The sequence below is a fragment of the Devosia sp. genome (genome assembly GCF_030689745.1).
GTDB lineage: Bacteria > Pseudomonadota > Alphaproteobacteria > Rhizobiales > Devosiaceae > Devosia > Devosia alba.
The window spans coordinates 18,368-30,065 of the sequence record NZ_JAUYGL010000156.1 but is presented as its reverse complement, the minus strand read 5'-3'; the positions used below and the strand labels follow the sequence as shown (position 1 = coordinate 30,065).

General features: G+C 62.2%; 9 protein-coding genes. 2 read left to right on the top strand and 7 right to left on the bottom strand.

The window, feature by feature from the left end:
• The 7 genes from Q8O80_RS13950 to Q8O80_RS13920 form a co-directional block, all read right to left on the bottom strand.
• Window positions 1-756, bottom strand: a 756-nt coding sequence (locus tag Q8O80_RS13950; RefSeq protein ID WP_305580243.1) for a bifunctional precorrin-2 dehydrogenase/sirohydrochlorin ferrochelatase, incomplete at its 3' end; no start/stop codon positions are given.
• Window positions 728-3,367 carry a nitrate reductase gene (locus Q8O80_RS13945; RefSeq protein WP_305580241.1) on the bottom strand — a complete coding sequence of 880 codons (2,640 nt, stop codon included), beginning with the start codon at window positions 3,365-3,367 and terminating at the stop codon, window positions 728-730. The genes Q8O80_RS13950 and Q8O80_RS13945, both read right to left, overlap by 29 nt.
• 2 nt (window positions 3,368-3,369) lie before the next feature.
• The gene (locus Q8O80_RS13940) at window positions 3,370-5,124 is read right to left on the bottom strand and encodes an ABC transporter ATP-binding protein (protein ID WP_305580239.1); all 1,755 of its coding nucleotides are present in this window, start codon (window positions 5,122-5,124) and stop codon (window positions 3,370-3,372) included.
• A gap of 9 nt (window positions 5,125-5,133) precedes the next feature.
• Window positions 5,134-6,213, bottom strand: a complete 1,080-nt coding sequence (locus tag Q8O80_RS13935) for an ABC transporter permease (RefSeq protein ID WP_305580237.1) — start codon at window positions 6,211-6,213, stop codon at window positions 5,134-5,136.
• A 66-nt stretch (window positions 6,214-6,279) separates the two neighbouring features.
• Window positions 6,280-7,611 carry a CmpA/NrtA family ABC transporter substrate-binding protein gene (locus Q8O80_RS13930; protein WP_305580245.1) on the bottom strand — a complete coding sequence of 444 codons (1,332 nt, stop codon included), beginning with the start codon at window positions 7,609-7,611 and terminating at the stop codon, window positions 6,280-6,282.
• Between the two features lie 408 nt (window positions 7,612-8,019).
• On the bottom strand, window positions 8,020-9,231 hold the full coding sequence (locus Q8O80_RS13925; RefSeq protein WP_305580235.1) for a CmpA/NrtA family ABC transporter substrate-binding protein: 1,212 nt from the start codon (window positions 9,229-9,231) through the stop codon (window positions 8,020-8,022).
• An 8-nt stretch (window positions 9,232-9,239) separates the two neighbouring features.
• A complete protein-coding gene (locus Q8O80_RS13920) occupies window positions 9,240-9,830 on the bottom strand; it encodes an ANTAR domain-containing response regulator (protein WP_305580233.1) in 591 nt (196 codons plus the stop codon).
• A gap of 221 nt (window positions 9,831-10,051) precedes the next feature.
• Here Q8O80_RS13920 and Q8O80_RS13915 point away from each other — a divergent pair, with 221 nt between their 5' ends.
• Both Q8O80_RS13915 and Q8O80_RS13910 read left to right on the top strand, forming a co-directional pair.
• Window positions 10,052-10,390: an SH3 domain-containing protein gene (locus tag Q8O80_RS13915; RefSeq protein ID WP_305580232.1), complete on the top strand. Its 339-nt coding sequence runs from the start codon at window positions 10,052-10,054 to the stop codon at window positions 10,388-10,390.
• A gap of 106 nt (window positions 10,391-10,496) precedes the next feature.
• On the top strand, window positions 10,497-11,498 hold the full coding sequence (locus tag Q8O80_RS13910) for an asparaginase (protein WP_305580230.1): 1,002 nt from the start codon (window positions 10,497-10,499) through the stop codon (window positions 11,496-11,498).
• Window positions 11,499-11,698 lie beyond the last annotated feature (200 nt).

Sequence of the window (11,698 nt, the reverse complement as noted above, 5' to 3'; positions counted from 1 at the left end):
CGCGCGCACCGCCTTGATGGTCAGCAGATCGGCATCGCCAGGCCCCGCGCCCACCAGCGTCACCCGTCCGGGGGCCGGGGTCCTGCCAGCGCTGGTAATTCTCGCGTCGGCAGCGGTCGGGCCAGCATCACCAAAGGCCCGTTCGGCGAGCTTTTCCCAGAACGCCCGGCGCTGCGGACCTGCGTCGAGCTGCGTCATGACGGCGCCGCGCACGTCCTGCGCCAGCCTGGCCCAGGCACTCAGCGTATGCGGAAGCAATGTTTCGATCCGCCGGCGCACCGCTTGCCCCAGAATGGGCGCCGCGCCCGCCGTGGAAACCCCGATCACCACCGGTGAGCGATTGACGATGGCGCCAAACTGGAACTGGCAGAAGGCCGGGCGGTCGATGACATTGTAGGGTACGCCTTCATGCCGCGCGGCGTCGACAAAGGCGGCCGCCTCGTCGTCATCTTCGATGTCGGCAACGGCAAGCGCAGCGCCGGACAGGTCCGAGGGCGCCCAGTGGCAGTCAACCAGGCTGATGCTGCCGGCGGCGGTGCCACTTTCGGCCAGTGCGATAAGCTCCTGGCACCATGTCTCGACGGGGGCCAGCACCTGCACATGCGCGCCGGCAGCGGCCAGCAGCCCGATTTTCCAGGTGGCGGGCTCCGAGCCGCCAATGGCAATCACCCGCTTGTCGATCAGATCGAAGAACACCGGCAAAACAGCCAGTGGCGCAATGCGTGCTTTATTCGGCTGCGGCGAGACAATGCGCATCGATAATCCCCCTGATTTCTGCGCGGCAGGAGCCGCAATTGGTGCCGGCCCTGGTGCAGGCGCCGACGGCTTCGACGGTGACGCAGCCCTGGTCGGTCACGGCAGCGGCAATGGTGTTGGCGCCCACCGAGAAGCAGGAGCAGACAATGGCGCCAACGTCGGGCATGTCGGCGCCTGGTCGACCGGCCAGCACGGTTGAGGCGGTGAGCGCATCGGCACTGAGCAGGCTGACCGCCCATTGCCGTGACACCAGCACCGGATCGGGCGCGGCATAGAGGGCCACGACAAGGCGACCCTCCTGCAGCACGGCAAAACTGCTGCGGCCAGAGCGGGCGTCGCTCATGGTTTCGATCTGGGCGTCGTCCGGCAGCGCAAAGGCGCTGCGCAGCCAGGCGCCCCAGTCTGACGGTTGTTCCCGCCAGGCCACTTCGCCGCGCAGACCGCCAATGGCCGCTGCGATCGCCCAGTATTCCATGTCGAGAATTGGCCGATGGGTGGCGACGAAGAAGCCATAGAGCGTGGTGTGCAGGGGTTCGGCATGCACTTCGGCCATCTTGAGCGCCGGTTGCCCGGAGACCGGATCGACCTTGGCAGCAACCAACGCATCAATGCGACCATTGGAGGCGAACTGGTCGGTCCAGTGCATCGGCACAAACAGATGCCCACGCCGTTGCCGATCGGTGACCAGAGCGCGGACAATTGCACGGCCGTGTCGGTTGGAGAGCCGTACCAAGGTGGCCCGATGAATATTGAGCCGCGCCGCGTCGGTCGGGTGAATTTCCACGAACGGCTCCGCATAGTGGGCCGACAGGCGTGCGGTTTTGCCCGTGCGGGTCATGGTGTGCCAATGGTCGCGCACCCGCCCGGTATTGAGGATGAAACGGCCCGGCGGCGGCGCAAAGGGCGGCGGCGGCAGCACCGGGACAAAGCGCGCCTTCCCGTCGGGGGTAAAGAACTGGCCATCGCCAAACATCCGGGCGCGCGGCTTGCGTCGCACTGGCCATTGGGTCGGTGGCAGGTTGGCGTAATCGGCGTCGAGCAGACCGGACAGGTCGAGGTCGCGACTGCTGTCGTTTTCAAAGGCCGTCAGCGCGGCGTGTTCGGCAAAGATTTCGGCTGGGTTGGCGTAGCTGAAGGCATCGACGAAACCCATGCGCTGGGCGACTTCCTTGATGATCCACCAGTCGGGACGCGCTTGGCCGGGCAGCGTCAGAAACGGCCGCTGGCGCGAAATGCGGCGTTCCGAATTGGTGACCGTGCCATCCTTTTCGCCCCAGCCGGCCGCCGGCAGGCGGACATGGGCGGTTACGCCGGTATCGGTGCTCCCGGTCATGTCCGAGACCACCACAAAGGGGCAGACGGCGAGGGCGGCCCGCACCATATCGGCCTCAGGCATGGAATCGACCGGATTGGTCGCCATGATCCACACCGCCTTGATCTCGCCCCGACCCATGGCGGCAAACAGGTCAACGGCCTTCAGGCCCGGCTCGGTCGCGATACTGTCACTGCCCCAAAACCGCCCGACCCGCTCAATGGCGTCCGGGGTAAAATCCATATGGGCCGCCAGCGTATTGGCCAGTCCGCCCACTTCACGCCCACCCATGGCATTGGGCTGGCCGGTAACCGAGAACGGCCCCATGCCGGGCCGGCCGATCCGGCCCGTCAGCAAATGGCAGTTGATGATGGCATTGACCTTGTCGGTACCGGATGCCGATTGATTGACGCCCTGCGAATAAACGGTGACGGCCTTTTCGGTACGCGCGAACCAGTCGTAGAACAGGGCAATGGCTTTCTCGGCCAGGCCGGTGACGGCGGCCACGCGCGCCAGGTCCCAGTCTTCGGCAATCAGCAACGCGGCATCCACGCCGCTGGTGTGATCGATAACAAAGTCGGGCGCCGTGATGCCGGCATTGGCGAGATGGGCCAGGAGGCCGACAAACAGCGCGCTGTCACCATCGGACTGCACGGCCAGGTGCAAATCGGCGATGTCGGCGCTGACCGTGCGGCGCGGATCGATCAGCACGACCCGCATGTCGGGCCGCTCGGCCTTGGCCTTGACGATCCGCTGATACAGCACCGGATGGCACCAGCCCAGATTGGAGCCCACCAGCACGACCAGATCGGCCAGTTCAAGATCTTCGTAGTTGCCCGGCACGGTATCAGAACCAAAAGCCCGCTTGTGGCCGGCCACCGAAGAGGCCATGCAGAGCCGTGAATTGGTGTCCATATTGCCCGAGCCGATGAACCCCTTCATCAGCTTGTTGGCCACGTAATAATCCTCGGTCAGCAGCTGGCCGGAGCCAAAAAACGCCACTGAATTGGGTCCAAACGCGTTGATTGTCCGCTTGAAGGTGTTGGCAACGCGCTCGAGCGCGACGTCCCAAGTGACTCTGGCGCCATCACTTTCCGGGTAGAGCAGCCGCCCCTCCAGCCCCAGCGTCTCGCCCAGCGCCGACCCTTTGGAACACAACCGGCCAAGATTGGCCGGATGCTCAGGGTCGCCGGCAATCGCCACACTGCCATCGGGCTGCGGTGTCGCCAGCACCCCGCAACCGACCCCGCAATAGGGGCAGGTGGTGCGCGTCGTGGTGTTGGCAACCGGAAGGGTCATTGCTACGCCGCCGAACTGGGCAGTTGGCCCACGGCGCTGCGCTGCGCCCGCTTGTTGCGAATGCGATCAAGGCTTGCCTGATCGGGGTTGGCGCCACCTTCATAGGCTTCCAGGAAACCCAGCAGCTCTTCGCGATAGGCGTAGTAATCCTGGTGGGCGAGCAGAGCCTTGCGGGAACGGGGACGGGGCAGGTCCACCTCCATCACATTGCCGATGCGGGCATTGGGGCCGTTGGACATCATCACCACGCGGTCCGCGAGCAGGATGGCCTCGTCGACGTCATGGGTGACGCAGATGGCGGTGACCTTGGTCTTGGCCCAGACCTCCATCAATACATCCTGCAGCTCCCAGCGGGTGATGCTGTCGAGCATGCCAAAGGGTTCATCGAGCAGCAGTAGCTTGGGCGACAGCGCAAAGGCGCGGGCAATACCGACCCGCTGCTTCATGCCATTGGACAGCTCGCTCGCCTGCCGATGCATGGCGTTGCCCAGCCCGACCCGGTTGAGATAATACTCCACCACATCACGCCGCTCGGCGCTGCTGGCATTGGGATAGACCCGGTCGACACCCAGCGCCACATTCTCCCGCGCCGTCAGCCACGGCATCAGCGAGGGGGCCTGAAACACCACCGCTCGGTCCGGGCCGGCGCCAACCACTTCGCAATTGTCCAGCACGATGCCGCCCGAGGAGATCGGGTTGAGACCTGCGACCATGGACAGCACAGTGGATTTGCCACAGCCCGAATGGCCGATCAGGGTAACGAACTCACCCTTCTTCATCTTGAAGTCGAAACCATCGACCACTGTCAGGGGGCCTTTGGGCGTTGGATAGACCTTGGATACCCGGGAGAACTCGACATAGCCGGCTGCCGTCGGTGAAGCGGCGGCCTTTGCATAGGCGGCAGGGAGCTTCTGCGACTTGTCGCGACTGATCGGCACCACATTGGGCAGGGCGACGTCGCGCTCACCCATCGCATTGCGTCCGGCACCTACATCCATCAGATATTCGGTGATCTTGCGCCGCAACGCGATGAAGCGGTCGTCGCCGTTCAGTGCGGCCCGTTCGCGCGGTCGCTCGATGCCGACCACGAATTCGGGTCCCAGTGTCGCTCCCGGCCCCGGCGTCAGCGGGATCACCCGGTCGGCCAGCAGGATCGCCTCATCAACGTCATTGGTGATCAGAATGATGGTCTTCTTCTCGGCTTCCGAGATCAGCGCGAACTCGTCCTGCAGTTTGGAGCGGGTCAATGCGTCAAGCGCCGATAGCGGCTCGTCCAGCAACAGGATTTCCGGCCGCATCGCCAGGGCCCGCGCCACCGCAACCCGCTGGCGCATTCCCCCCGACAATTCGGCTGGCCGGCGATCAACGGCGTGGGCCAGGCCAACCATGCCGATATAGTGGGTGCGCAGCGCGAGCCGCTCGGCCCGGCTCATCGACTTGTGCACTGCATTGATGGCCAGATCGACATTGCCGCCGACCGTCAGCCAGGGCATCAGCGAATAGGACTGGAACACGACGCCGCGTTCCGGCCCCGGGCCGCTGATCTCCCGATTGCGGAGAATGATCCCCCCACGATCGGGCTCGACCAGCCCCGCCAGCAGGGAAATCAACGTGGTCTTGCCGGCACCCGAAAAGCCAAGAATGGCGACAAACTCGCCTTCTTCAACGCTCAGATTGATGCCCGAGAGGACGTCCGCGCGCTTGGCGCCGTCGCCGTAATGCTTGCAGACATCGGACAGTTGGAGAATGACGGACATTGGCGCCTCCTAGCGGTTGGACGAGAAGGTGAAGGCGGTTTGCAGGGTGAACATCACCCGATCAAGCATGAAGCCGATAATGCCGATGGTGAGCACGGCCACGATGATGCGGGCCAGCGAGTTGGACGAACCGTTCTGGAATTCGTCCCAGACGAATTTCCCCAGGCCGGGGTTCTGCGCCAGCATCTCTGCGGCAATCAACACCATCCAGCCCACCCCCAGCGACAGGCGCAATCCGGTGAAGATCAGTGGCATGGCCGAGGGCAGCACCAGCTTGGAGATGGTGGTAAAGGTCGATAGCTGCAGCACCTTGCCGACATTGACCAGATCCTTGTCGATCGAGGCGACACCCAATGCGGTGTTGATCAGGGTTGGCCAAAGTGAGCACAGTGTGACGGTGACCGCCGAGATGATCAGCGCCTTGGGGAAGGCCCCGTTGGCGTCCACATAAACCGCCGAAACGATCATGGTGACGATGGGCAGCCAGGCCAGTGGCGACACTGGTTTGAACAACTGCACCAGCGGGTTGAGTGCGCCATTGAACGGTCGGCTGAGCCCCGACGCAATGCCCAACGGCACAGCGATAATCGTGGCGATCACGAAACCCAGACCTACGGTTTTCAAGGATGTAACAATCTGGTCGATATAGGTCGGCTTGCCGGTGAAGCTGCGTGATTTGACATCGTCGGATTTGCCGTCGGTCACCAGCTTGGCGTTGCGCGCATCCTGTCGCTCGTAAAAGGCAGTTTCCTTCGCCCGTTCGTCGACATGGTCCTGCCACAGCGCGCCCGCCTGTTCCCACACCTGCACCGGGCCGGGAATGGCGCCCAGTGAGGTCTGCACCTGCGGTGCAAGTGCCGCCCACGCCATGCCGAAGATCACCAGACCCATCAGCGGAAACACCAGGCTGTCGCGCAACTCTCCCAGCTGTTCGCGGGGATTGTCGCCCGCCGCGATCTTCAGCAACGGCGTCAGCCAACCCAGCCCGAGCGCGCTGAGCCAGGCTCCGGCCCGGTTGATGCCGGCAAACAGCTTCTGGCGGCGTTCGGCCGAACCTGCCTTGAGGGAAACGTCACTGGCGATACTCATGAGTGTGATCCTGTTTTCGACGCGATGCGGGGGTCGGACCGCAGGGCCCGACCGTGCTTCTCGGGACTACTTCGACGCCGCCGTCTCGCCGGTCTTCAGACCGATCGGCAGACTGTCGATATAGGCGTTGGGGGTGCGGCCATCGTAGGCAATGCCGTCGATAAATTCGGCCGTGGCAGCGCGATAGCCATCGCTGTCCCAGGGGATGTCGCTCTCGGCGATCATGCCTTCGTCAACCAGCATGCGGGCGGCTTGCAGATAGATGTCAGGGCGATAGACGGACGTGGCGATCTCGGCATACCAGTCGTCAGGCTTGTCTTCAGCGATCTGGCCCCAACGCCGCATCTGCGTCAGGTACCAGATGGCGTCCGAATAATAGGGATAGGTCGCAAAATAGCGGTAGAACACGTTGAAGTCGGGCACGTCGCGCTTGTCGCCGGCTTCATATTCGAACGTGCCGGTCATCGAATTGGCGATGACTTCGGCATCGGCGCCGACATATTCCGAGCGCGACAGGATATCGACCGCTTCCAGACGATTGGCGTTGTCGTTCTCGTCCAGCCACTGTGCCGCGCGGATCAGCGCCTTGGTGATGGCCAGCGTGGTATTGGGGTTGGCCTCGACAAACTCGGCCGTCAGCCCGAAAACTTTCTCGGGATTGTTCTTCCAGATTTCATAGTCGGTGATGACCGGAACGCCGATCTGCTTGAACACCGCAGCCTGGTTCCACGGCTCGCCCACGGCATAGCCATCAATGGTACCTGCCTCCATGGTGGAGGGCATTTGGGGCGGCGGCGTCACCGACAGATAGGCCTTGGCGCCGATTTGCCCGGATACATCGTCAGGCGAATAAAAGCCCGGATTGATGCCACCGGCGGCGAGCCAGTAGCGCAGCTCGTAATTGTGGGTGGAGACCGGGAACACCATGCCCATATTGAAGGGGCGGCCCTCATCGGCGAAGCTGTCAATGACCGGCAGCAGCGCCGCTGCGCTGATTGGATGCTGCGGCCGGCCATCGGCATCCATCGCCAGATTGGGCTTCATCATCTCCCACACGACATTGGATACCGTAATGGCATTGCCATTGAGATCCATCGAGAAGGGCGTGACGATATGGGCTTTGGTGCCGTAGCCAATGGTTGCGGCCAGCGGCTGACCTGCCAGCATGTGGGCGCCGTCCAGCGATCCGGTGATGACGCCGTCCAGCAGGACCTTCCAATTGGCCTGGGGCTCAAGGGTTACATAGAGTCCTTCATCCTCGAAATAGCCCTTCTCATAGGCTATCGCCAAAGGAGCCATGTCGGTCAGTTTGATGAAGCCGAATTTCAGCTCATCTTTTTCCACGTCGAGCATTTCCGCATGCACGCTCACTGGCAAAATCAGCCATGCCACAAGCATTCCGGTAGCAAGACTGCGGAAGGCTGGCAGCCTGCAGCGTGAGAAAAGCGGTCTGGTCGTTGTCGTCGTCATTGAATTCTCCATCTGCACCGACCGGAAAACAAAAAAGCTGCCAACTGGATGACGCGAGGGTCGGAGGACCACATGCGAAAACCGGTTGGCAGCTTTGCCTGGTGACGCCCAGCTCTGGACGTCGATCAAAGGAGCGTCTTGGGAGGAGCGCCTTGTGCAGACTTCATTGCAGGAAGTGTGCCAAGTTCAATTGGCGCTATTTTGTCGTTTTCTGTCAGTGCTTTGAGCCGCAAGTCTGAATCTCTTCCGAAAAATCAGAAAGCCCGGTGTGGCTCAAAACAACGCCACTTTGAGCAATTTTTGATCAGACGAAGTATGTGCCTAATTCTTGTTAGATCAGTTTGGGGTTTGATCGGTGATGTAGCGTTCAAGCGCTGCCGGGTCGAAACTCTGACCGTCGAAAAATCGGTCTGCTCCCATAACCAGCGGACCGGCCGTGCCCGCGATCTCGTAGGTAGTGGCATGCGTGCCGTCGGTTTTGCTGTCCAGGATCGGCACATTCGCGCCCAGCGGCGCCAACGCTGCGCGATAGAGGTCGGGTCGGAAACAGGCCGCAGCGATCGCCGCATCGCTGGCGCGATAGGCCACCTCGCCCCAACGCACCATCTGCGAATAATACCACAACGCATGGCTCTTCCATGGAAAGTTGGCAGCGCTGGCGTGGGCAATGAAAAAATCGGGCACGTGCTGGATTTCACCGGCGCCGATATCAAACTGACCGCTAAGTGCGCGCGCCACAATTTCCGGGCTGGCGTCCAGATATGCCGCCCCCGCCATGATCTGTGCTGTCTCGACAAGATTGGCCGGGTCCGCGCACCACTGCCCGGTGCGATAACTGGCGCGGATGATCGACGCCACCAGCTCGGGGTTTTGCTCGGCCCAACTTGCTCGCATGCCAATCACCTTGTCGGGACTGGATTGCCAGATGGCGGCCTTGGTGGTCACCATATGGGCGCCTTTGCTGGCTACGCCGATACTGTTCCACGGTTCGCCCACACAATAGCCGTCAAGGCCTCCGCCGCCCAGCGCATCGGGCAGCAGGGAAGGCGGCAGCACCACAATCTCGATGTCGCGGTCGGGCCGAATGCCGCTCGCCGCGAGCCAGTAGCGCAATTCGTAATTGTGCGACGAGGTCTGATGCACCACGCCAAAACGCAGCTTCCGCTGGGAAGACGCCACAACCCTGGCAAGGGCCGCGCCGGATGGGCCGGCCGCCAGATCCTGCGGCGCGCCATGATCGGCCATCGCCGTCCAAAGTTCCGTGCTCACCGTGATAGCGTTGTTTCCCAGTCCGCACACCACCGGTGCGATCATCTCGGTAGCAAGCGGCGTCAGGTTCAGGCTGGCTGCCAGCGGCATCGGAGCGAGCATTTGCGCAACATCGAAGTGCCCCAATGCCGCTCGATCGCGGATATTTGCCCAACTGGTTTCGCGCACCAGGGTCAAGTCCAGCCCTTCGGCCTCGGCGAAGCCTTTTTCCCGGGCCAGCACCAGCAGCACGCTATCGAGCAAGGGCAGAAAACCAGCGGTCAAATGGGTCGTGGACATGTGCATTCCTATGGGCCGAGCAGATCAGCGGCGGTGACAAGACTTTGGGCGATGTCGACCATCCTTCGGTTCTGGTTCATGGCAGTTGAGCGGAGCAGGGTGTAAGCGTCGGCCTCGCTTAGGCCGCGCGTTTTGATCAGAATCGCCTTGGCCTGGTCGATGATCTTGCGGTCTTCCAACTCGCTGCGCGCCTGCGCCAGTTCTCGCGTTAGCGTGGCAAAGGCATGAAAACGCGAAATCGCCACGTCAAGAATGGGTTTGATGCGCTCTTTTTTCAGGCCGTCCACGACATAGGCCGAGACCCCGGCCGCGACGGCCTTGTCAATCATGGTGCCATCAGAGCGGTCCACGAACATCACGATGGGGCGCTGAACAGCCCGTGATAGCGAAAAGAAATGCTCCAGTGTGTCGCGCTTGGGATTTTCCAGATCAATGACGATGACATCGGGCGACATGTTCGTGATGGTCCGCGCCACGTCGTTGACATCGTGCATGACTGCTACGCGGCCATGTCCAGCCTCACGCAAACCGTCCTCGATGATCGAGGCGCGAAGGTGGTTTTCATCGATGATCAGGATGGAGAGGTCGGGATTGGGCATCGGAAACAGTTACGTCGATGCTCATTAAAACTACAAGTGCAGTTTTTGCACATTTACTATGCAAATGTGGATTCGATTGGTCGCGATCAGCCTCGCGCCACAAATACTGTCGCGATTGGACCAGGATGAACGGATACTGAACGGCTGTCTCAGGGCCGGTTCAAGGCCGGCGGCGCATTCTCTCACTCAAGCCAGGCAACGCTCTTGAGGGAGAGACTGAAATGAACAAGCAGCAGGAAAAAGTCGTCATCGCCGCCTTGTGCGGTCTGCTCATCACTGCCGCTGGCGCTTTGGCCGTTCAGCCGGCCATGGCTGCCGGCTACGGCGTGGACCATCTGGCCGCCGTCACTGGCGTTGCCGAGTGGGACCAGCTCAATGTCCGCAAATGGCCTGCCAGCTACTCTCAGAAAACCGGCGCCGTCGCACCCGGCACTGCGGTCTGGGTCGAGCGCTGCATCAGTTTTGAGGCTGGATCGGATTGGTGCCTCGTTGAACGCAATGTCACCAGGGGCTGGGTCAATTCGAAGTTTCTGACCCTGATTTACGACACCGATATCTAGGCGCCGGACGCCATTCCATGTCGTGCCGACCTCCACGCCGTCCCATGCAATATTGACTTTTCCGATCCCGCGCTGTTCTGAAGGCAGCCTGGACCGGAGTTTTTTGATGGATGCCAATCCTATTCTCGCCGAAACCACGCGTGGCAACTGGGTCGAGAACCGGCATCGCGGCGCCTATGTAGTAATCGATGCGGATGGGCGGATCATTGCCTCGGCTGGAGATATCGAGCGGCCGGTATTTCCGCGTTCCGCCATCAAGTCGATACAGGCCCTGGCCATCTTCGCCCGCCACGCCGACGAGCAGTTTCACCATAGTGCTGAAGAGCTGGCGCTGGCCTGCGCCTCGCACACTGGCGAAGACCGCCATGTGAGCGTGGCGTCGGGACTATTGAGCCGCCTTGGCCTGTCTGAAGCCGATCTCGAGTGCGGCGCCCATCAGCCAATTGACGCTGCGGCGCGCGCCACGCTGCGGGCGCAGGGCGCCAAGCCGTCCAATCTGCACAATGCCTGTTCGGGCAAGCATGCGGGCATGCTCAGCGTTGCTCGGGCAATGGGGGTGCCGACGGCAGGTTATGCCGGGCGCGAGCATGCGGTGCAGCAACAGGTGCGGGCGGTGATCGAGGCTGTCATCGGTGAGCCCGTGAATGAAGCCAAATGCGGCACTGATGGCTGTTCCATTCCCACATATGCCGCCCCGCTCCGTGCCTTTGCCCAGGGATTTGCTCGCATGGCCACTGGGCACGGCCTGTCTGCCGAATTGGCCACTGCCGCCACGCGCTTGTTCGATGCTGCCACAACCCATCCTCATCTGGTGGCCGGCACGGGCCGCCCCGATACCCTGATCATGGCGGCCTTCAACGGTCGGGTGATGCAGAAATATGGGGCCGATGGCGTGCAATGTGGTGCCATCCGCGACAAGGGCTGGGGCTACGCCCTGAAATGCGACGATGGCAGCATCCCCGCGTCACTGGCCATGATAGCCAGCCTGCTGCTTGAGTTCGCAGAACCCGATGCCGGCCAGCGCGCCGTGCTGGAGGGTTTTGCCCACCAACCCATCAAAAGCGTGCGCGGCGATCGCGTGGGTGAAATGCGGGCAGTGGTTCGCTAGTGAGCGTCAACTGAGGTTGGCAAGCGGCAGCCTGTTCGAGTGGGGACTGCTGGGCCGTAGTCTGCTCCGGACCAGGATCGCTCGCCAAGGACGTCGACGCGGCAGGAGCGGCGCCACGCCGCCATGGTCATTGGAAAACCGAGTTACGAGTTGTCCCATGCGCGTACGGACGGCTATAAGAACGCAACTTTCAAGGATGG